Source organism: Tenacibaculum profundi (assembly GCF_052050075.1).
Classification (GTDB): domain Bacteria; phylum Bacteroidota; class Bacteroidia; order Flavobacteriales; family Flavobacteriaceae; genus Polaribacter.
Genome location: NZ_CP197225.1, coordinates 2296388 through 2318640, shown reverse-complemented (window position 1 = coordinate 2318640; position 22253 = coordinate 2296388). Strand labels below are relative to the sequence as shown.

The following is a 22253-nucleotide window of genomic DNA, read 5'->3' as shown; positions in this document are numbered from 1 at the left end:
ATTAATAAAAAAAGCCCAGATTAAACCTGGACTTTTTCTGTTTATTTTTATACTATAACTATATGTTTACTTTTTTATAAACTTAGTCTTTAACGTTTTTTGTGTGTCATGAATTTCCAAAACATAAATACCTGTATTCAAATTGGAAACATCAATTCGTCTTTTTAATTGAGTTGAATCAATGAAAACTTTTCCAGCTGAATCTACTATTCGATACATAGCTCCTTGAATTATTTTGCTTGTATTTATACTCAAAATATCGATTACAGGACTTGGATAAGTATGCATTAATTTCCTTTCTTCATACCCTAAAACGTGCCCTTCATTTAAGTCTGTATCTAAGTAAGTATTTGTAAATAACCTACCTGAAGACTCTTTAATATTAACAGAATAATCTTCTACTTCTCCAAAATCAAATCTTTCACAAGCAGTTTGTTGTGCATCAGATTTCATAGATACTCTCATTCTTGTTTTTCCTAATTTAGCGTCATCTGGTATAGTAATTTTTCTTTTCAAATTTTTACTCTTAGAAGATGACCCTGAAACAACTTCCTCATTATTGCTAAAAGTTCCATCTTGATTAAAGTCTATCCAAACTTTCCAATACTCAAGATAAGAAAGTGATCTGAACTCGGCACTAATAACAATTGTATTTGTTGTTCCTCTCTCTACATTTGCTACTTTATTTGTAAAATTCCCATAACCGGCATCGCTTTTAGTTTTATTTTTCATTCCGCCAAATCTTACATAGTCAATCCATTCATAGGCTGCATTTTTTCCTTTTGATTTACAGTATTTCAGTTTTTTTGTTGTTACCGAAATTGTATTACTGCTTTCCGACTCATTTCCTGCATTATCTCTTGCTATCACGTTAAAAAAGTATTTTGTTTTAGCAGATAAACCATCAATCGTTACTGTTGTGTCTAAAACAGTTTTAATCAACTGAGAATTCTGATATATATCATATTCTAACATTCCAGAATCATCTGTTGATCGACTCCAATTTAGACCTACAGTTATTGGTGTAACATTATAAGCTTTTAGTTTAAAAGGTGCTGTCGGTGCTTCATTATCTCCCTCTCCTATTATTACTGTATAGTCTTCAGTTTCTCCGTAAGAAAAAATACCACAAGCGTCAGGAGATGAATTAAACTTTAAAACAACTCTCATCCTAGTTGGTCCTGAAAGAGCATTATCAGGTACAACAAATGTACCTATAAAAGGTGCCTCAGAACTTGGTTCTTTTACATAAACAACCTCTCCCTCATCATCAAAATCATAGTCTTGATTATAATCTATAAAAACCCCCCATCCTTCTTTAAAAACAGTACCTGACCATTCGGGAGTTACAGTTATTGTGTGTTCTACTCCTTTTTCTAAATCTGTTGAAATGTCTGTATAATCAGAATATCCTGTATTTGTTTCAGACGTATTATTAATCGTTCCTATCTGAACGATTTGAATATGTTCATCACTTACATTTGTTCCTGCTGATTCACAATACATCGGTGGTGTTTCCGTAGTTATAAATGTTATCACTGGACTATAATCCGAACTCTCAGATGGACAAATACTTTTAACTTGTACTTCATACTCTGTTGAACCTGTCAAATCTTTAATAATTGTTGGTATTTGAGAAGCTGTAGTTGACAACCAATCATTAGTACCCTTAGGTCGGTATCTTATTTCATAGCTCGCATTTGTAACTTGCTCCCAGCTTATTGTGGCTTCGTCATAGGTTACGTTTGATGTAGCCAATCCAATAGGAATAGAAGCATTACAACTTAAGTTTGTTGTTTTGTCTGATAAAGCTAGCTCATGTCTTATACCTCCTTCTTCCAATACTGCTCTCATTCTATTTTTCTGTCCTATTGTAAACAAATTCATACACGCATCATCAGAATAGTCCATAAAATTCTGAACCATATCCAGAGAACCGCAAGACTCATGTGTAGTTGCGCATCCAAAATTAGATCCATCTGACTCTGGAGTATCTTCTACAAAATCATCTACACCACAGCCTCCGTCGCCCCAAATATGACGTAAATTAAGAAAGTGACCAACTTCATGTGTTGTAGTTCTACCTTTGTCAAAAGGAGCTGACAAATAAAAATTTGTTCCTTTGTCAGAACTTCCAAAATATTGATGTCCCATTACAACGCCATCAGTAGCCGCTTCTCCGCCTGGAAATTGAGCATATCCTAAAATTCCTCCACCAATGTTACAAACCCACATATTGAAATATTCTGAAGTATTCCATGCGTCGACTCCTCCTTGTGACGATAATTTCATTGCATCAGCAATTCCCCATGAAGTTCTTGATGAAAACTTTCTTGTTACTCCGTTTGTAAGATTTCCGTTAGGATCCACTTGTGCTAAATAAAACTCTATACCTGAATCAGCAGCTTGTAACCATTGTTCAGTTTTATCAGGATTTAATCTTCTAAAATCTTCATTTAGAACATCTATTTGAGATTGAATCTGCTCCATACTAATGTTTTCATCATCATTACTATATATGATATGGACCACCACAGGAATCTTGATAATATCTCCCTCAATTTTTTGATCTTTTTCCTTTATTTCTAATAGTTTTTTTTGTGTAAACTTTTCAATTTCATCTAATTTGTCTTTGATCGACGGATTTTTTATTTTTCTATACTCAAAATTATTCATTGTATGACAATTTCTCTTCTTTTGAGCAGTTATAGAAGACAATAAAAAAAGACACCAAAGTGTTAGTAGTAATTTTTGTTTCATTTTTATGATTGTTTAGGTTAACTTAGATCCTAAATTATTAAAAAAATGTTAAATATTAAACAATATTTCACAAAAAACGAACAATAAGTTGTTTTTTGTGTTAAAAAAATAATTTTTTAACAAACCTAAACAATACCTAATTTATAAACATACATCTTGATGTTACAAATTAATGATCTAAATATTTATTTCAACGATTCAAAATTTACTCTTGATAAAGTATCATTCAGTTTAAAAAAAAATCAAATTATTGGAATTGTTGGGGAGAGCGGGAGTGGTAAGTCTCTTTGTTCATTAGCTATCATGGGACTTTTAAACTCAAATACTATTGTTAGTGGAGAAATAATATACAAAGACACAAATATTTTAACTTTAAATGAAACTGAACTCCAAAAAATAAGAGGTAAAGAAATAGCAATGATATTTCAAGACCCTATGAGTTCTCTTAATCCCACCTTAACCTGTGGTTATCAGGTAGCGGAAAATCTTAAGCAACACACGAATTTAAGCAATAAAGAAATTTATAAAGAAGTTATAACTCTTTTTCAAAAAGTTAAATTACCCAGAACTAAAAATATCTATGATTCTTATCCACATGAAATAAGTGGAGGACAAAAACAAAGAGTTATGATTGCTATGGCCATCGCTTGTAAGCCAAAAGTTTTGATAGCAGACGAACCAACAACAGCACTAGATGTAACTGTTCAAAAAGAAATTATTAATTTATTGAAAGAGCTTCAGTCCTCAGAGAAAATGAGTATTATTTTCATTTCTCATGACCTTGCTTTGGTATCTGAAATAACAGACTACAGTATAGTTATGTATAAAGGAAAGGTTGTTGAAAAGGGAAACTCAAAAAATATATTTAAAGAACCGAAAGAAAATTACACAAAGGCACTTATAAATTCAAAACCAAACTTATCTGTTAGATATAAAAAACTACCAACTGTTTCAGATTTCATTGATAATAAACTAGATAAAACAATAATTACAGAAAAAGAAAGAAGGGAAAAACATAACGTTATTTATGAAAAAAAACCTCTATTAGAAATCAAAAATTTAAAAAAAGAATTTATTAGACGACCTTCTTGGTTTTCAGAGGAATCGAAAGTAGTTGCTGTTGATGACTTAACTTTTAATATATATGAAGGAGAAACACTTGGTTTAGTTGGGGAAAGTGGTTGCGGAAAAACAACGTTAGGAAGAACTATTTTACAATTGGAAAAGGCAACCTCAGGGAAAATCATCTACAAAGGCGAAGACATCATTAAAATTTCGAAATCTAATAAAAAAAAATTACGAAAAGATATTCAGATTATATTTCAAGACCCTTATTCTTCCCTTAATCCAAAAATTACTGTTGGTGAGGCTATTATTGAACCTATGAAGGTTCATAATATTTTATCCTCTTATAAAGAACGTAAAAAATATGTTATAAATCTACTTCAAAAAGTAGGGCTTGAACCGGTTCATTTTAATAGATATCCTCATGAATTTTCAGGAGGTCAGCGACAAAGAATCGGCATTGCAAGAACAATATCATTGCAACCAAAACTAATTATTTGCGATGAATCTGTATCAGCATTAGATGTTTCTGTGCAAGCGCAGGTTCTTAATCTTTTAAATAGCCTAAAATCAGAGTATCAATTCACTTATATTTTTATTTCTCATGATTTATCTATTGTAAAATATATGTCTGATCAACTACTTGTTATGAATGAAGGAAAAATTGAAGAAATGGGAGATGCAGATGATATTTATAAAAATCCTAAAACATCTTATACAAAAACATTGATAAATGCCATCCCTAAAGGGATATAACTTTCTATAAACATAATTTAATGGTATATTGCACTTTTTAAATATTCTTCACTCTAATTATAGAGTCATAGAATATTTTTGGATAATTTATAATAAATTAAATGAAAATTATTGTTCCTATGGCAGGAATTGGTTCGAGATTAAGACCACATACCCTGACCACTCCTAAACCTCTTACCGTTATTGCTGGTAAATCTATTGTTCAACGTTTAGTTGAAAATATTGCCTCAGTCGTTGACCAACCTATAGATGAAATAGCCTTCGTTATTGGACCAACTTCAAAAGGCTTTCCTTTGAATACGAAAGAAAAACTTCTTGAAATCGCAAAAAACCTTGGTGCAAAAGGAAGTGTTTACACTCAAGAAGAAGCATTAGGTACAGCTCATGCTATTTACTGTGCTAAAAATTCTTTAAGTGGACCTTGTATTGTTGCTTATGCTGACACACTTTTTAAAGCTGATTTTACGTTAGATGTTAATGCAGATGGCGCTATTTGGGTGAAACAAGTTGAAGATCCAAGTGCCTTTGGTGTTGTTAATCTTAAAGATGGGTTTATTGCTGACTTTATAGAAAAACCAAAAGACTTTATTTCAGACTTAGCCATCATTGGGATTTATTATTTTAAAGATGGTGATAAGTTGCTCAACGAAATTAAGTATCTAATAGATAACGACCTTCGTGAAAATGGAGAATATCAGATTACGAATGTTTTAGAATCTTTAAAACAACAAGGTGCAAAATTTATTCCAGGGAAGGTAGATGCTTGGATGGATTGTGGTAAAAAAGACCCTACTGTAGACACAAATAAACAAATTCTTAGCTTTGAGCAAGAAGATGGTAATAACCTCGTTTCGTCTGATGTAATATTAGAAAACTCAACTATTATTGAACCTTGCTTCATCGGTAAGAATGTTGTTTTGAAGAATACCACCATCGGACCTTATGTATCGTTAGGTAAAAACAGCATCGTTGAAAATTCAACAATTGTTAATTCATTGATACAAAACAATGTTCAGATTTCTAATGCAAATTTAGAAAATTCAATGATTGGAAATCATGCAAAATACAATGGTAAATTTACATCAATCAGTATCGGTGATTACACAGAGATTATATAAAATAGAGGAAAAATATTTCATTAAAACCATAACCAAAATTTTTAAAAATTTTGGTTATGGTTTACTCTTTTTTATATCTATAACAGCAGTTTACACTCAAGATAGTATTCCTGTTTCTAAGGATAAAAAAGATAAATTTAATGAGGACTTTCATGAATTTTTTTTTCAAGCAATTACAAATAAAGCTATTAATAATTACCAAAAAGCTATTAATAATTTAGATGCTTGTAATAAATTAGTACCAAACAATGTTACCATTCTTTTTGAGTTATCAAAAAACTACTATAAACTTAAAAAATACATTGAATCCATAGCTTATGCAAAGGAGGCTCTTATTGTTGAGCCTAAAAATACTTGGGTGCTAGAACACATGGTAGCTGCCCAAAAAGGGAATAGTAACTTTAAAAGTGCCATTTCATACCAAAAAAAATTAATTCGAATTACTCCCGAAAAGAAACAAGACCTTGTTTTTCTTTATATGCAATACGATCAGATTGATTCCGCAAAATTAGTGCTTAATGAACTAAAGTCTACTAAACGTTTAACCCCACGTTTAAGGCGAATTCATAAAAAATTAGATCGATACCAAAAATCTGAAATTAAAAATAACGATATTCCGAATAAAAAAATAAATCAGGACAATGTAACCCTTGAATTACAGTTTAAGAATAACAAGTCGTTTACAAATTTAAAACAACTACTTAACAAACTTGATAAAAAAAATGATACAAAATTACTGGAATATAGTGATAAAGGGATTACTCTTTTTCCTGCTCAACCTTTTGTATACCTCATGAATGCGAAAGCACTTAATAAAATGAAAAGACATAAAAAAGCTGTTCTCAGCTTAAAAAATGGTATTGATTTTGTTATTGATAATCCTGCACTAGAACATCAATACTACAATGAATTTGTTATCAGTTACCAAGGATTAGGAGACATAAAAAATGAAGGTAAGTATAGAAAAAAGTTAATCAAATAACGCTTATTAATAATCAATGTTTTAAGAAATGAAGCTATTAAATTATTTACTCATTGCTGTTTTTGTTTTCACATCATGTAAACCAACTAAAGAAGTGGCTTCTGTATCTATTAAAAAAATTTCTTCCAGAAAAGTTGCTAAAAAGCATCTAGCGGAGGAGTTTAAGGAAGAAACAGTCGATACTAAATTAAAGCTAAACTATGAAAACAATAAAAATCAACTGAGTTTATCAGTAAGAATGAAGATTAAAAAAAACGAAGTGATTTGGCTTAAAGGCACCAAATTAATCACTGTTTTCAAGGCTAAAATAACTCCTGAAAAAGTTAGTTTTTACTCTCCTTTTCAAAAAATTTATTTTGAAGAAAATTTCACTTCTATAAAAAAAGTATTAGGCGCTGATATTTCTTTCAAACAATTACAAAATATTCTTTTGGGTGAAGCTATAATCGATATAAAATCTGAACGCCAAAATATTGATATCACTTCAAACTCTTACAAATTATCACCTAAGCAACAAAACAAATTATTTGAACTATTCTTTTTTATAAATCCAAAACATTACAAGCTAGATAAACAGTCTATTATCAGTTCAGTAGAAAACCAACGCCTCGAGATTTCATATCCAAGTTACAGCAGAAAAAATGATGTGCTTTTTCCAGATAAAATAAATATACTTGCCAAAGAAAATAATAAATTTACAAAGATTGAGATGATTGTTCGATCTGTTGATTTTAATACAACCCCTAACTTTAGTTTTTCAATTCCTAAAGGATATAAAGAAATTCAATTATAACACATGAAAAGATTTCGTATCTGTTTTACAGCTTTATGCTTTTTCTTAATGTACTTTGTCTCTTTTTCTCAAACAAGAAAGCAGCTTGAAAGAAAACGCTCCAACTTAAAAAAAGAAATAAAGCAAGTAAATAGCTTATTAATAGAAACGAAAAAGAAAAAAAATAATGCTTTAGATGATCTCAAAGACTTAACCCACAAAATTAGTATTCGTGAACGGCTCATTAAAACAATTACGCTAGAAACAACTATTTTAAGCAAGGAAATTCAAAATAATCAGAAGGAAATTCAAAAGAATAACGATGAATTAACTAAACTTAAATTGGATTATCAAAAAATGGTTGTGAAAACCTATAAGAGTAAATCACTTCAAAGTAAAACAATGTTTTTACTATCTTCAAAAAACTTTTATCAAGCTTATAAGCGTGTAAAATACATGCAACAATACAATGATTTTAGAAAAAAACAAGGAAATGATATCTTATTAAAAACAAAAATCATCGAACAGTTAAACGACTCTCTTCTAAATAGAAAAAAAGCAAAGGATCGTTTAATTACAGAAGAAAAAACTCAAAATAAAGCCGTTGAAAAAGATAAAAAAAATCAAGAAAAGCTGGTTTCTTCAATTAAAAAACAAGAAAGACGATACAAAAGCCAACTATTAAAAAAACAAAAAGAAGAGAAACGAATTGCAGCAAGAATTGACCGATTAATTCGTGATGCTATTGCAAAAGCAAACAAAGCAAAAGGTGCTAAAAAATCATCAAAATTTACCCTAAACGCCGCAGAAAAAGCCTTAAAAGCAAGCTTTGAGCAGAATAAAGGAAATTTACCGTGGCCTGTGCCAGGAATTATAACAAGAAAATATGGTGTACAACCACATCCAACCTTTCCTGGAATTAATATCAATAGTACAGGCCTACACATTGCAGCAAAAGGAAACGCTGATGCTAAAAGTATATTTAATGGTAAAGTAATGAGTATACAAAGCCATACTGATGGGAAAAAATCGGTTTATGTAAGACACGGAAACTATATTTCGGTATATAACAGCCTTGAAAAAATATATGTTAAGAAAGGAGATCCAATAAAAACAGGAGATAAGTTAGGAAAAATTTTTACCGATAAAATTACAGGAAAGACAAAGCTAAGCTTTATTCTTTACAAAAACACAACACGTTTGAATCCGCAAGAATGGATACAATAATGTATTTTTGTTTCCGTATTTGCTTACTATTCCTAAAGACGACATAAATCTAAATTTAATTTTGTGAAAAATTCGGCTAATATTATTATTGTTATTACAGCAATTATTTCCATTTTAGTTATTGGAAAAGGAATTTTAATTCCTTTTATTTTTGCTTTAATCTTTTGGTTTTTAACAAGAGAAATTAGGAAGTTAATTTATCAAATACCCTTTACTAAAAAACTAATTCCTAAATGGTTAAGTAACATTATTGTATTTAGTATAATTATTTTAAGTTTTGGGTTTATTTCTGAAATCATTACTAATAGTATTTCTAATTTAACGGCATCCTATCCAAAATACGAGTCTAATATTGATAACATAATTGAAAAAATAGATAGTTTTTTTCATGTTGATCTTGTAGGATCAATTAAAACACTCATCGGAAAATTCAGTTATGGATCTTTTTTAGGCGATATTGCTAATGGAATTAGTGGTTTATTAGGAGATACATTTATGATCATAATATATGCATTGTTCTTATTCTTAGAGGAAACTAGTTTTAAAATTAAGCTCGATAAAATGTTTTTAAGCAATAAGGATAGTAATATGCAAGAAATCCTAACTAAAATTGAGGAATCTATTTCAAATTACCTACGATTAAAAACCTATGTTAGTTTACTTACAGGAATCTTAAGCTATTTTGTTTTACTATTCGCTGGTGTTGATAGTGCTCCTTTCTGGGCCTTTTTAATTTTTCTACTCAACTACATTCCAACAATTGGTTCATTAGTTGCTACTGTTTTTCCGTCGATATTCTGTTTATTACAATTTGGTGAAATAACATCGTTTTTAATTGTTCTATTTGCTGTTGGTGGCATTCAAGTTATCGTAGGAAATATTATAGAACCCAAATTATTCGGTAGATCTTTAAATTTAAGCCCTTTAGTAACGATATTATCTCTTGCTATCTGGGGTAAAATTTGGGGAGTTACCGGTATGGTTTTAAGTGTCCCTATCACCGTTATTATGATTATAATTTTTTCTCAATTCGAAAAAACAAAAGCTATTGCTATGGTTTTATCTGAAAATGGGGACATTGAGAAAATTTCATAGTATTTTGAAATGCAAAATATATTCTCTTTAATTAAAGAAACAAAAACCTCATCAGTTATAATAGCATACTTTTGAAGCTTTTGTATTCCTAAGGATTGTATTAATTTTTAAAGAAATTTCAACTTCATATAAAATACTCTTAAGGTACAAAGAGTGCTTTTAATTCAGTTGCTTCTTGTGGTGGCATTTTTCCTGCTAAAACTAAACTAAGTTGCTTTCTTCTCAGAGCTCCTTCATAACGTTCTCTTTCTAAATCTGTTTCAGGATCAATCTGTGGTATTGGTACCGGTTTTCCTGTTTCGTCAACTGCTACGAATGTATATATTCCCTCATTAACTTTGGTTTTTTCGCCTGATTGACGGTCTTCAATCCAAACGTCAACGTATACTTCCATTGAAGTTTTAAATGCTCTAGAAACTTTAGCTTCAATAGTTATTACACTTCCTACAGGAACTGACTTTGTGAATGCCACGTGATTTACAGAGGCTGTTACAACAATTCTTCTTGAATGTCTTCTAGCAGAAATACTGCACGCCCTATCCATTCTTGCTAATAGTTCTCCGCCAAAAAGATTGTCTAAATAGTTCGTTTCACCGGGCAATACTAAATCAGTAAGCGTAGTCAATGACTCGCTAGGGGTTTTCACTCTCATTCTATAAAATTTAATACAAAGATAGTAGATATTTCTCTAGAATAAATAAACGTAAAGTATAGGCTAATAAAATTTAGAGTTATAAAATATCAATACAAATTTACTTATAAGATTAGTTTGTAGATTAGAAAACACTTTAAAACTTTTTCTAATTGTTAAAAAATAATCATTATCAACTTTTTAGTTCCCTATCTTGTAGGATACCTGGAAGTTCAAAAAGCCTTCAAAGAGGTTTAAAATTTCTATCTGTCAGTTAAAAGTAAAGAATCTTTACTATTTTTCAAGTAACCAAGCCTCTTCTGATTGATTTCTCTTAATACTTTTTAACGCTTTACGAGCTAATTCTTTTGTTACATAGCTTCCGTATACAACATGTGTTAATCCAAAGGAATTTTCACCTATTATACTAGCTTCAAAACCTTCATTTTTTAATTCGATAAGTTTTTTTTGTGCGTTTAACTCTTCTTCAAATGCACCAGCTACTACATGAAAATTCTTAAGTTTTTCTTTTGAAACCTTTAAATCTAGCATTGGTAAAGGTGTATTAATAACAAAGGTAGCAGACTGGATCGCTTTTTCTTGTTGATTTATAAATTCTTTTTGATGATTATAATTTTGTACATAATTCCATCCTGTATAGGTAAGACCAACAAAAATTGCTGCCACAGCTGCTCTTTTTATAATCAACGGTATTACTCTATTGCTTTCTTGAACAACACTATCATCAATTACTTCTTTTCTTGTAATAACAGGAGCTTCTGTTTTCGATAAACCAAATGACTCTGATAAAAAATTATTAGAAACATCTGGCTCAAAAAACAATTTACTTTCTTCATTAATTGTAAGTACACCAACACCTTGTAAAGCTAACTTACCTTGTTCGAGTTGCTTTTTCCAAGTAGCCACTTCTTCGGTTATTTTTTCTAAAGACTTTTCAAAAGAAATTCTTTCCGTGGAAGCGATATGGTTCGCAAGCAAGCCATCGTTATGCTGTAAATAAGTATTAAAGGTTACCTGCTTTTTTGGTGGGTAAATAACATTTGTTTCTTTATTTACTCTTGCTCCAATTTTATTGGTAACAAATCCTCCAAAATTAGGAACGATTACACAATCATATCTATGTAATAAATCATTAATGTAACTGGCTAAACTCATAAGACAAAATTAATAATTTTAAGTGGCCTTATTGAGTTTTATGTACAATACTTATTAACACTTTTTTGTATATTGATACTCAAAAAAATGACTATGAAAGATGAAAAATTATTGGCTATTTTAAGACTTCAAGCCACCAAAAACATTGGAGATATTACTGCCAAAAAACTCATATCAGCATGCGGTAGCCCCGAACAGGTTTTTAAAGAACCCCTCTCAAACTTATTAAAAATACAAGGAATTAACAACTATGTACTACAACATATTTTTGATAAAAAAAACTATAAAAAAGCAGAGGCAGAGTTACTTTTTTTAAATCATTCCAACTACAATTATCATTATTTTTTTGATGATGACTATCCTTATAACCTAAAACACTGTTTTGATGCTCCAATACTTATTTTTACAGATGGTAATATCTGCTTAAATACTAAGCGAATTATATCTATTGTTGGAACAAGAACAATAACAAATTATGGAAGAAATTTTTGTAATAAAATTATCAAAGAACTTGCTCCTTATCAGCCTATTATAGTAAGTGGGTTTGCATACGGTGTAGATATTTGTGCTCACAAAGCAGCTATTGATAATAAGCTTCAGAATATTGCTGTTTTAGCGCATGGTTTAGAAAAAATATATCCGAAAGCGCATAAAAAATATATACAAGAAATTAACTCAAATGGAGGTTTTATAACAGATTTTTGGCATGAAGAAAATCCAGTACGGGAGAATTTTTTAAAAAGAAATAGAATTGTTGCTGGTATTTCAAAAGCTACTATTGTTATTGAATCGGGAAAAAAAGGAGGGGCTCTTGTTACTGCAGATATAGCAAACTCGTACAACAGAGATGTGTTTGCGGTGCCAGGAAGAGCAAACGATGAATATAGCAAAGGCTGTAATAACTTAATTAAAAATAATAGCGCTCATATACTTACCTCAACTGAAGATTTAGTAACGATGCTCAATTGGGATGTTTGTGAAAAACGAATAAAGCAAACCTCTCTTTTTGTAAATCTTAATAAGCAAGAACAACAAATTTTAGATTATTTATCAAAAGAAGGTAAAAAACACTTTGATGTTATTGCTAGGTACTGCAATATACCTGTATATCAATTATCTTCAATTTTGCTTGAAATGGAACTAAACGGAGTGATAAAACCTTTACCTGGTAAATGTTTTGAAGTTTAAAATCACCCCGTAAATTTATTCAAACTAATTACCTAGTTTAATTTCTAAAACTTTATCTGGCATTCTATAGTTACCCATTTTAATAAACTTTGAGCAATTATCTTGAATGCCTTTTCTATCATCAATAGAAACTGTATAATTTAACTTTTCAATAAGAATATCCCCGTCAAAATAAAGTGCAAGGTAGTCTCCATTCACATCATTATTACAGTAATGCCATTCCTCGATATTATCACTAAACTCACTTTTTGCAGGATTTCCAATCAAGGCAATAACTGCACTTTTTTTCATCCCTGGATATAGACCATTAGCGTATCCCACTACATCAAAATCTCGATAATCACCAGTTTTAATATTATCTACACAAGAGCCAAATCTATTATCTGCATTATATATTTGTTTTTCAACAAGTTTTCCAGATACAAAAGCTATAGAAATATAATTACCATTATTTGAATTCATTGAATAGTTACAGTAATGCCAAATCTCATAATTTTTCAGAAGCTCACTTTTTACTGGTGGCCCCATTACATCGAGTACTTCAGATTTACTGATTCCTTTTCCTAACTTATAAGACAGATCAAATGGTTCTAATTGAGAAGTTAAAAATATATTTTCTGGCTCTCTATAATTTCCTTTCTTGATGTTATCTGAACATGATCCGTATATTCCTCTAACAGTATAAAACTGTTTTTGCGCTAAAATTCCTCTCACAAAATATAATGCAATATACTCATCAGCATTTCGTTTCGTATTACAGTAATGCCATGTCTCATAGTTATTATTAAACTCTGTACGTATAGGTACTCCTAAAATATTTTCGGCTTCATTTTTAGTTATACCTGGTGTTAATCTATGCGCTACGCTCAAATCTGTTCTTGTAAAAGAGCTATGCTCTGCTGCCACATAAGTTCCAACTAACAGAGGCACACAAGATGTCAATAATAGAAAAGTAATCAATAGTCCTATATATTTCATAATCAAATGTATAAGTGTTTATTTAAAAACTCCAAATATCATGCCACAAAAAACAAAAGTCGTTGTTTTTCAGTAAGTTACTAAAAAAAAAGAAATAATACTCTATAACTATAGTTACACTACATTTTTTCCTTTACTTAACACTAAAAGTGCTGTATAATAGGCCTATCACAAAAATAAAGAACATTATTTTCAATACTATTAACTAATCTCTAAAAGAAATTATCAATTAGCATATATTTAAATGAGAAAAACATTTTTTATTTTTTATTTTCTGCTGATAAAAATTGTATGTACTTTATTATTTCGCTGTCGATTATTACCTATTTTTGAAAAAATTCCTTTATTGTATGTCCTCTGGAGAAAAACTAATGTCGCAAAAGAAACCTGCTTTTCCAGTAAATAATCAGTTGAATGATTATTTACTGGAACATAGTAGAAATATAAAAATACCTATTTTTTATGATGATTTACTTCGCTTTCAGGGTTCTATAGTAGTATATGATAGAAATGATAAAGATACGCTATGGGTCCGTACCTACTATTCAGAATTTGAAAGAATAGAAATTGATTTGAGTTTAAAAAAAGTGTATACACTTCTTCACTCTAATGGTAATGAAGATACCATACCTTTTTTAAATATTGACGCCATTGATTATTGTACTTTTGGTAATTCTAAACCTTTCCGTGTAAAGGTTAGAAATATTTTAAATGATAACTACACCTATTTTTATATAAAAAAAACTGATGCTTCACGAATTTATGGACTAGAACTAGAGCATATTTTATCTCCCTATAACCTTAATTTTTTAGTTTATAAAGACACACTTATTGAAGAGCATATCGCTGGTATTCCTGGTGACGATTTTATTAAAGATTTCCTTCCTAAATGTACCGAATCTGAAAAAGCACAAATTGCCAAAGAATTTGTTAAGTTCAATGAAAGATGTATGATTCGTCTTTTAGGAGATATGCGATCATACAACTATGTGATTGTTCCAACACACGATTTTGATCATGTTGTCTACAAAATTAGAGCTATTGATTTTGATCAACAATGCTTTGAAGGGAAATTTAAAGTATATAATCCTCAATTTTTTAAAGAAAATTTACCCATGGTTTCTTTGGTAGGACTAAAGCTACAAGATGCTTCTATTAATCAGTATAAAATTGAAGAGCGTTCAATAGTTGCTAAACGTATTCTAAGCTCTGGAAGTAGAATTAACCAACTTGTTAGCTGTATGATAAATGATACTATTTCAACTAATAAAAACATCGACCTTTTAAAGTTTCAGATTTATGAATTTACCAAAGACATTGCCTTTAAAAAAAGTAAAAATATGGGAGAAGTATTAGCAGCTGCCTTGGACTTTGTTAAAAGAAATTATGAGAATATGAGAGTTAGTTGGTAAATAATATTTCTTCAATTCTTTTACTACTAAAAGAACTCAATTTTTACTTCGAATACTTTCTATTATCACAGTTGCTAAGATTAAGCTACCTCCAATAAAGGTGTTTATGCTTGGAATTTCATTTAAAAATAAAAATGCGAGAATAATACCAAAAACTGGCTGTACACTACTAATAATACTTGCTGTTGACGCAGTAAAAAACTGAAGAGAATGCACCATTAAACTATGCCCAATAGCAGTTGTTAGAAAAGCGAGAAGCAATAAATAAGGTAATTGACTTTGAATTCCAGAGATATCCATAAAAAATAGAGTAGGGAATAAGCATAAAGAAATGACCACAGTCTGGTAAAACATTAACATTATTCCATTGTATTGATGGACATATTTCTTTAAAATTAAAATTCTTATTGCGTAGCAAAAAGCAGAAAGAACGCCAAATAAAATTCCTTGAAGATTAGAGCTTTTAAGGTTAAAATCTGGAGATAATACATATAAACCTATTAAAACTAGTAATCCTAAAACAATATAAATAGGTTTAAATTGAGTTTTTAAAAATACAGGCTCTAAAAAAGCAATTATTACTGGAAAAGTATAAAGCGATAACATTCCCATGGCTACGTTTGATAGTTTTAGTGCGTAAAAATAAGTAACCCAATGAGCTGCCATAAAAGCACCTGCTATTAAAAAAGGCTTTTTGTGTTTCGAAGATTTTAACTTAAAATTTATTTTACGATACTTGCAAAAAACAAATAAAAATATAGCAGCAAACGTTGAACGAAACCATATAATAACTTCAGATGGCATAGCTATATACCTTCCTAAAACTCCAGAAGTACTGATGAAAAAAGTAGCTACTAATAAAACGATTACATTTTTTAAGTGATTATTATACATAATTCCATGAATAAGAAATCAAATGTAATGAAGTTTCTCACTTACAAAAGACAGTTTCCAATTTAACTTCAAAATTGACTATATATTTAACAAAAAAATTGCTTGTATTATTAATAAACTCTTTAAAAAAGAGAAAAAATAGGATCCGCTGTAATTCTAGAAAATTTTATGTATGTTAGTAAAGCCAATAAATTACTATGATTAATAACTACATTTCTTACTTTTATCATTGCTTTAAGGCTGATAATAGAGAAACTGGTATTCTTAATTTTTTTTCATCAAAATATGAACATCAACTTATTATTAAGTCAGAAGAGGAGTTAAGTAATAAGAAATATCCATTACAATATATCTCAAAAGAAAAGGCACTTCCTATCCTTCAAACTATAGAACTTTTTAAAAATGACAAAGAACTTTGGTACGGAAGCCTATTTTGCCTTGGAAAACGTACTAACTTTAGTAAGCGTAATACTACTATTGCGGCGCCATTACTAATTTACAAAGCAACTATAGAGCAAAAGGAAGAAGATTATTTTTTAAAAATTAACCACAATACAAAGCAACTAAATATTGCCTTTTTAAAAGGACTCCTATTTAAAACATCTTTTTATGATTTTCAAGTAGATATTGAATTGCTTTTTGAGACAAATACGAACATGAATTTTTATGTTGTAAGTAGGCTAAAGCATATTCTAGAAAAACACATATCAAACCTTCATTTTGAAACTGATTTCTTATTATATCCAAAACTTAAAAATAAAGCTTTTTTAAAAACAGTACTAAAACAAAAAAAAGAATCAGAAAACTTCACCGTCGTATCAAGTTCTGGAATTTTTATATCTAGCCGTGTTAACAATATAAACGCGGTAGTAAATGAATTGGAAATTTTAAAGAATCAAGCTGACTATTCACAAGGTTTGCATGCCTTCTTTTCATCTGGAGTCAATGAAATTTCTAACCATAATAAGAATATAAAAATACCGCAGCTTTTGAACTCAGCACAAGAACGAATCGTTCGAAATGCTTCTAAGTACAGTAAGTCTGTAATCTTTGGTCCTCCTGGAACTGGAAAAACCTAAACTATAAATGCCATTGCTCAAGATTATATTAGTAAAGGTAAAAGCGTTTTAATTGTAACTAAAACTAGTCAAGCATTGGATGTTATTTCAAATAAATTAATGCATTCTAAAATTAATAATTTTACAATAAAAGTAGGAGGGAACTACTACAAAAGGAAACTACTAGCCAAATTAAACAAAATTATTAAAGGTACATATTACCGTTACAATCATAAAGAAGAAGCTTACGAAGCTGATATAAAAAGAGAAATTCAATTCAATAAAGTAAAAGCATTAGAAATAGATTTTGAAGAGAAGGTTACCAAAGAAATTGAACGTGTTGAAAATTTATTTTCTGAAAGTTTTTATAAAAAAACGCTCTCTAAAGTTGATATTAATTTTATTCGTGTTTTTGAAAAGATAGAATGGGAAATCATTGAAAATTATTTTAAAGAACTCACTTTATTTGAAAAAAGGGCAGAAGAAGCCTTGCTCAAAAAATTAATCAGTAACATTGTTTTTTATTCAAATACAGAACTTCAGAAACTTATTACTTTAAAAAACATAATTCAAATAGAAGATAAGTCCTTAATTAATAAAAATCTTCAAAAATTAGATGTCGAAACATTAACGCATTTTTTACCTGTTTGGTTAGTTAAAATTGATGAAATTGCCAGTTGCCTTCCAATGCAAAAAGATGTATTTGATGTAGCTATTGTTGATGAAGCTACACAATGCGATATTGCCTCATGTTTACCTATATTTCAAAGAGCAAAAAAAATAATAGTCGCTGGAGATACCAATCAATTGCGTCATCTTAGTTTTTTATCAGAGAAACAGATGAACGTATTTCAAAAACAACATCAAATTACAGACCCAATTCGATTTAACTTCAGGAAAAAAAGTTTGTTAGATTTTACCATTGAACACGCAGCAAAAGGAGATCAAATTGTTTTATTAAATGAACATTATAGATCATTGCCAGAAATTATTCAATTTAGTAATGACTTTTTTTATGGAAGTACATTAAGAATAATGACACATAAACCAGAAAACCGAAATAAAAAAAGTGTTTTCTTACACAAAACCAATGGATTACAAGATAAAAAAGGTGTTAATTCAGAAGAAATATCTCAACTAATTAAACAGATTCAAACAATAGTAAAAAAAGAGCATTCACTAAATAAAAACTTTGCTACTAGCATTGGTGTATTATCACCATTTCGACAACAAATAAATGCCTTAACCCAAGCCATTAAAATAGAATTTGATTTAAATATTATCAAAAAACATAGTATAAAAATTGGAACTCCATATCATTTTCAAGGAGAGGAGCGCGATATAATGCTACTTTCTATGGCGGTAAACTCACATTCACATTTTGCGAGTCTCAACTATCTCAATAAAAAAGATGTTTTCAATGTAGCAATTACACGAGCTAGGAACGAACAACATGTATTTTACTCTTTAGATACAAAGACTCTTTCCGAAAAATCACTATTAAAACAGTATCTAAGTTGTTTCGAACAAAAAAAACTACCTAAGTCGCAAAATGAACTTTTAGAAGATACATTTAGTAAAGAAATTAAAGCTTTTTTAATACAGTTTCAAACAACAATTCATATTGGATACGCTATTGCAGGACTAAATATTGATATACTGGTAGAAAAAAATAATAAATACCTGGGTATTGATTTAATTGGCTATCCAGGTAATTTTGTTACCGCCTTTGATATTGAACGTTATCGTATTTTATATCGTGTCGGAATACAAATTATTCCCATTTCTTACCTCTCATGGACTTATCACAAAGAGGAAACAAAAAGATTTATAAAAGAAAAAATTAATGCTTTTAGTTAGTACTAAGTTAATCAATGACATTCCATAAGAGTTTGTGAATCAAACCCAAAATGATGATTTTGGTACAATCAATATAAAGAAAGCCCATAAATACTGAGCTGACATCGTTAAATAACGGTGCAGTATTGTAATTTAGCGTATTTTTAAAACCAAAAAGTAAGTAGTTCTAGTCAAATACTTCTATGTAGTAAATGAGTTTAAAACTCAGTAAACATTCAATATCGTAATGCAAAAAAAAGGTTTCTTTAAGTTTCTTAAATTTTACACACGAGGGGAAAATACAGTAACTAATTTAAAAACAAGGGTACTAACGAGCCCCAAATATATTTAGTATATGATCTCTAAATTAATGAATATGAAACAAATCAGTCATGAAATAATTTATTTTTATGGTTGGTGGCAACTCTCAGTGTGTTTATTTGCTTTTATCGCTTTAATAGCGATTTGGTGGCATATTGGAAAAAAACAAAATGATTTTGGACAAATATGGTTAGCGCTCTCTGTTTTATGCTGGAGTATCTCAGGTGCATCTGAAATTTATTTTATAGAAAGTGATACTAAAATCGAATATATTATCAATGGATGGAGAAGTGTTTGGTCGTTACTTAACAGTTTGTTTATCTTATTATCCCTTCCTTGGTTTAGGTATTTACCAAGTACTATTAAACATATCATTAAATCAAAGCAATGGATATATATTGTGGGAATTCCATTTCTTTTTTCATTGCTTCCCACACTAAATCGAATGATTTCTGGTAATGTAATTACTGTGATTAACGAGCTAGATGTATACTATGCTTTCTTTACACTTGGCTTTTTAGGTTATGTTTTATGGGAGTCGTTCTTAAAAAGACGTTTAAAATCACTTGCTTTTTTATCATTAACTTGTGTTTTGGTTGCTTGGATAGCTCAGATTTACAAACTCTCTGGAAATGCTATTAATTTAACTTTATTTTCAGCCATTTTTAAGACTTCCTTAATTATGATTTTCTTTGCTTTGGCTTTAAGTTGGGTTAAAGAACTTTCTGAAAACATTATTCCTAACTCTCATCATTTATACGTCAAATTTCAAAAAACCAAACTTGCCTCTGGAAAAGTAGAAAATCTTGTTGTTTTAAATGGATTTCCAGGTTCAGAAAAACGCAGAGTCAAATTAACACCTGCCTTATTTGAACTTTTTATAAAGTTCGCAAAACGCAAATTATCCGGTATGGAATGGTTAGAAATTAAACCAAAAAACTTTTCTATAGCCACAAAAACCTTCGATATTAAAGATTATAATGAGGTAAAAAGATTACTTGTCTGCTTACTAGATGGTATTTTTGGAAAGGGTAACTGGAGTACAGAACACCATCTAAACCCACTAAAAACAACACTTTTTGAAATGTCGGAAAAAAGAGATAGAAAAATTCGTTTAAAAATCCCAAAAGAAAATATTTCACTGTAAAACAATGTGTTATTTTTTTTGTCAGTAGATTTTTTACTGACATTTATGTATTATTTCTGATAATTAGTTTTAGAAAAAAATCTATTTTAAAAATTGCGGTCGCAAATCATAAAACTTTAATTATGTCTGAAAGACTACAACGCTTACTAGCCATCTTTTTTTTTTTAATTCCTATCATTACTAAGGCACAACCTCATGAGATAGACAAACAACTTAACGATGCCTTTATGCCATTTGCTACCTGGTGGGAAAACCTCATTTTAGCATCCATTAATTTCTTCGGACTAGAGCTTCCTATTATTTTAATAATATTAGTTTCGGGCGCTTTATTTTTCACTCTTTATTTTGGTTTCATTAATATACGACATTTTTCTACAGCAATCCAAGTAGTAAGAGGAAAATATGACGATATAGAAAAATTTAGTACACAAAAAGACAATGAAACACATGAAAAAGCAACTAATGAACATTCTGGTGAAGTAAATCACTTCCAAGCTCTAGCTACCGCCGTTTCGGGTACTGTTGGATTAGGCAACATTGCCATGGTAGCCGTTGCTATATCTATTGGTGGCCCTGGTGCTACATTCTGGATGATTATTGCAGGATTACTAGGTATGTCTTCTAAGTTTGTAGAATGTACTTTAGGTGTAAAATATAGAGATATTGATGGTGAAGGAAATGTATATGGGGGACCTATGTACTATTTATCAAAGGGGTTAGAAGAGCGAGGTCTTGGAAAGCTAGGTAGAGCTTTGGCTATTATTTTTGCTGTTTTGTGTATTGGTGCATCTTTCGGAGGAGGAAATGCATTTCAAACAAATCAAGCTGCAGCACAGATTATTTCAAGATTTGGCATTGAAGGAGCCGCTTCAGGTAGTATTATAGGCTTAATTTTTGCTGTTTTTGTTGGTATTGTTATCATTGGAGGTATTAAAAGAATTGCTTCAGTCACCGAAAAAATAGTTCCTTTAATGGCGGCATTATATGTACTTTCAGGATTTTTTATAATTCTATCAAATTTTAGCTTTGTAGACGATGCTGTTCATATAATAATTACTGAAGCTTTTACACCAAAAGCAACCATTGCAGGAGGATTTATTGGAGTTCTCATACAAGGATTCCGTAGGGGAGCTTTTTCTAATGAGGCAGGAACTGGCTCTGCAGCCATTGCACATTCTGCTGTAAATACTAAATATCCCGCTTCAGAAGGCCTTGTAGCCATGTTAGAACCTTTTATCGATACGGTTATCGTTTGTACCATGACAGCCCTTATTATTGTAATGTTTAATATGGACGGGGCTTTTGTTTATGGTGATGTAGTGAATGGAAGAGCACTTATGGCTGATGGTTCTAGGCTTGGTGGTGTAAACTTAACTTCTTTGGCTTTTGATAGTGCTATTCCAGGTTCTTCTTATGTGCTTGTAATTGCCGTAGCTTCATTTGCTTTTTCTACCATTTTATCATGGTCTTACTACGGATTACAGTCTTGGAAATATTTATTTGGCAGAGGTAAGTGGAGTGACCTAGTATTTAAAATTATATTCTTAATGTTTACTGTTTTAGGAGCAGCCGTAACGCTTGATGCTGTAATTAAATTTTCTGATGCAATGATTCTTGCACTTGTTTTTCCTAATATGATTGGCCTATTGCTATTATTTCCAAAAGTAAGAAAAGAAATTAAACGTTATTTATATGATATTCAAATATTAAAATCAAAAATATAATTCAATTTTAAAAGAGTCTTCCTGTTTTTATTATAGCGCTGATATTTTGTGTACGCAACCACATTTGTCAGTGCTTTTTCAGATTTTCTATTTTAAAAAATAATAAATAT

The 22253-nt window shown here is 30.0% G+C and carries 17 protein-coding genes; 12 read left to right on the top strand and 5 right to left on the bottom strand.

Annotation, left to right across the window (positions count from 1 at the left end):
* Nucleotides 1-66 precede the first annotated feature (66 nt).
* Nucleotides 67-2760, bottom strand: a complete 2694-nt coding sequence (locus tag ACSIGE_RS09440) for a GEVED domain-containing protein (protein ID WP_440879626.1) — start codon at nucleotides 2758-2760, stop codon at nucleotides 67-69.
* A 159-nt stretch (nucleotides 2761-2919) separates the two neighbouring features.
* Here ACSIGE_RS09440 and ACSIGE_RS09435 point away from each other — a divergent pair, with 159 nt between their 5' ends.
* The 6 genes from ACSIGE_RS09435 (at nucleotide 2920) to ACSIGE_RS09410 (ending at nucleotide 9775) form a co-directional block, all read left to right on the top strand.
* Complete coding sequence (locus tag ACSIGE_RS09435) at nucleotides 2920-4581, top strand: ABC transporter ATP-binding protein (RefSeq protein ID WP_440879625.1); 1662 nt, start codon at nucleotides 2920-2922, stop codon at nucleotides 4579-4581.
* 101 nt (nucleotides 4582-4682) lie between these two features.
* Nucleotides 4683-5699, top strand: coding sequence for a sugar phosphate nucleotidyltransferase (locus ACSIGE_RS09430; RefSeq protein WP_440879624.1), 1017 nt, complete (start codon nucleotides 4683-4685; stop codon nucleotides 5697-5699).
* A complete protein-coding gene (locus ACSIGE_RS09425; RefSeq protein WP_440879623.1) occupies nucleotides 5638-6681 on the top strand; it encodes a tetratricopeptide repeat protein in 1044 nt (347 codons plus the stop codon). The genes ACSIGE_RS09430 and ACSIGE_RS09425 overlap by 62 nt, the downstream gene beginning before the upstream one ends.
* A 28-nt stretch (nucleotides 6682-6709) precedes the next feature.
* Nucleotides 6710-7474, top strand: a complete 765-nt coding sequence (locus ACSIGE_RS09420; protein WP_440879622.1) for a DUF4292 domain-containing protein — start codon at nucleotides 6710-6712, stop codon at nucleotides 7472-7474.
* Between the two features lie 3 nt (nucleotides 7475-7477).
* Nucleotides 7478-8680, top strand: a complete 1203-nt coding sequence (locus ACSIGE_RS09415) for a murein hydrolase activator EnvC family protein (protein ID WP_440879621.1) — start codon at nucleotides 7478-7480, stop codon at nucleotides 8678-8680.
* 63 nt (nucleotides 8681-8743) lie between these two features.
* Nucleotides 8744-9775 (top strand): AI-2E family transporter, encoded by a 1032-nt coding sequence (locus ACSIGE_RS09410; RefSeq protein WP_440879620.1) that lies wholly within the window; start codon nucleotides 8744-8746, stop codon nucleotides 9773-9775.
* Nucleotides 9776-9914: 139 nt separating this feature from the next.
* Here ACSIGE_RS09410 and ACSIGE_RS09405 read toward each other — a convergent pair whose 3' ends face one another.
* On the bottom strand, nucleotides 9915-10427 hold the full coding sequence (locus ACSIGE_RS09405; RefSeq protein ID WP_440879619.1) for an acyl-CoA thioesterase: 513 nt from the start codon (nucleotides 10425-10427) through the stop codon (nucleotides 9915-9917).
* A gap of 273 nt (nucleotides 10428-10700) precedes the next feature.
* Nucleotides 10701-11582: an SPOR domain-containing protein gene (locus tag ACSIGE_RS09400; protein WP_440879618.1), complete on the bottom strand. Its 882-nt coding sequence runs from the start codon at nucleotides 11580-11582 to the stop codon at nucleotides 10701-10703.
* A 93-nt stretch (nucleotides 11583-11675) separates the two neighbouring features.
* On the opposite strand from ACSIGE_RS09400, the gene dprA reads away from it, so the two are divergent.
* Nucleotides 11676-12770, top strand: coding sequence for a DNA-processing protein DprA (gene dprA, locus ACSIGE_RS09395; protein ID WP_440879617.1), 1095 nt, complete (start codon nucleotides 11676-11678; stop codon nucleotides 12768-12770).
* 24 nt (nucleotides 12771-12794) lie between these two features.
* Here dprA and ACSIGE_RS09390 read toward each other — a convergent pair whose 3' ends face one another.
* Nucleotides 12795-13748 (bottom strand): hypothetical protein, encoded by a 954-nt coding sequence (locus ACSIGE_RS09390; RefSeq protein ID WP_440879616.1) that lies wholly within the window; start codon nucleotides 13746-13748, stop codon nucleotides 12795-12797.
* Nucleotides 13749-14098: 350 nt separating this feature from the next.
* On the opposite strand from ACSIGE_RS09390, the gene ACSIGE_RS09385 reads away from it, so the two are divergent.
* The gene (locus ACSIGE_RS09385; RefSeq protein WP_440879615.1) at nucleotides 14099-15160 is read left to right on the top strand and encodes a hypothetical protein; all 1062 of its coding nucleotides are present in this window, start codon (nucleotides 14099-14101) and stop codon (nucleotides 15158-15160) included.
* Between the two features lie 36 nt (nucleotides 15161-15196).
* Here the strand turns inward: ACSIGE_RS09385 and ACSIGE_RS09380 are convergent, their stop codons facing one another.
* On the bottom strand, nucleotides 15197-16054 hold the full coding sequence (locus tag ACSIGE_RS09380) for a DMT family transporter (protein WP_440879614.1): 858 nt from the start codon (nucleotides 16052-16054) through the stop codon (nucleotides 15197-15199).
* A gap of 197 nt (nucleotides 16055-16251) precedes the next feature.
* On the opposite strand from ACSIGE_RS09380, the gene ACSIGE_RS09375 reads away from it, so the two are divergent.
* The 4 genes from ACSIGE_RS09375 to ACSIGE_RS09360 all read left to right on the top strand — a co-directional run bounded on the left by ACSIGE_RS09375 (nucleotide 16252) and on the right by ACSIGE_RS09360 (nucleotide 22143).
* Nucleotides 16252-17133: a hypothetical protein gene (locus ACSIGE_RS09375; protein ID WP_440879613.1), complete on the top strand. Its 882-nt coding sequence runs from the start codon at nucleotides 16252-16254 to the stop codon at nucleotides 17131-17133.
* 75 nt (nucleotides 17134-17208) lie between these two features.
* Nucleotides 17209-18972 carry a DEAD/DEAH box helicase gene (locus ACSIGE_RS09370; RefSeq protein WP_440879612.1) on the top strand — a complete coding sequence of 588 codons (1764 nt, stop codon included), beginning with the start codon at nucleotides 17209-17211 and terminating at the stop codon, nucleotides 18970-18972.
* A 355-nt stretch (nucleotides 18973-19327) separates the two neighbouring features.
* Nucleotides 19328-20419, top strand: coding sequence for a hypothetical protein (locus tag ACSIGE_RS09365; protein ID WP_440879611.1), 1092 nt, complete (start codon nucleotides 19328-19330; stop codon nucleotides 20417-20419).
* A gap of 122 nt (nucleotides 20420-20541) precedes the next feature.
* Nucleotides 20542-22143, top strand: coding sequence for an alanine/glycine:cation symporter family protein (locus tag ACSIGE_RS09360; protein WP_440879610.1), 1602 nt, complete (start codon nucleotides 20542-20544; stop codon nucleotides 22141-22143).
* Nucleotides 22144-22253: the final 110 nt, after the last annotated feature.